General features: G+C 56.4%; 2 protein-coding genes. Both read right to left on the reverse strand.

What is annotated here, in order from left to right:
• On the reverse strand, nt 1-187 hold a 187-nt coding region (locus AB1462_RS31600), incomplete at its 3' end, for a homocysteine S-methyltransferase family protein (protein ID WP_367249008.1).
• A 51-nt stretch (nt 188-238) separates the two neighbouring features.
• On the reverse strand, nt 239-553 hold a 315-nt coding region (locus tag AB1462_RS31605; protein WP_367249009.1), incomplete at its 5' end, for a PLP-dependent transferase.

A 553-nucleotide genomic window follows, 5' to 3' on the forward strand; every position in this document is an offset into this window, starting at 1 on the left:
GCACCAGCGCATAGCTGTTGGTCGTCACGACATCGGAACCCGCCTCGATGAACTCCTGGTGCACCTGACGCACAATGTCGGGGCTGTCGATCAGAGCCAGAGCCGACCATTCCGGCTGGCGGAGTTCGGCCCCCAGACGCTGAAGTTCGCGGCTCATGCCTCCATCGAGGATTCGTATTTTCGTCATCGGTTTATTCCTTGCTCTCGTTACTTTGGGGACAAACCCGATCTCGTTGCGTCAGGCGCGAAGAGCCTGATCCAGATCCTGAATGAGGTCGCCGGTCGCTTCCAACCCGATCGATAACCGGAAGATACCGTCGCCTGCAAACGCCCGGTATGACTGCAACTGTTCACCCTTCAGTTGGTAAGTCGATTTCATCATTTCCGCCGTATCGAGAAGGACGACAATACTACGCTGATGGCCAAGCGAGAATGCATAGTGGACGATCCGCAGTCTCTCTGCGAGTTGCGCCGCCATAGACTGCGGGTCGTCCACCTGGAAGGTTATCATACCGCCAAAGTTCGACATCTGGCGCTTTGCAAGATCGTGCTG

It is taken from the genome of Pseudomonas sp. SB113 (genome assembly GCF_040754745.1).
GTDB classification, from domain to species: Bacteria; Pseudomonadota; Gammaproteobacteria; order Pseudomonadales; family Pseudomonadaceae; genus Aquipseudomonas; species Aquipseudomonas grimontii.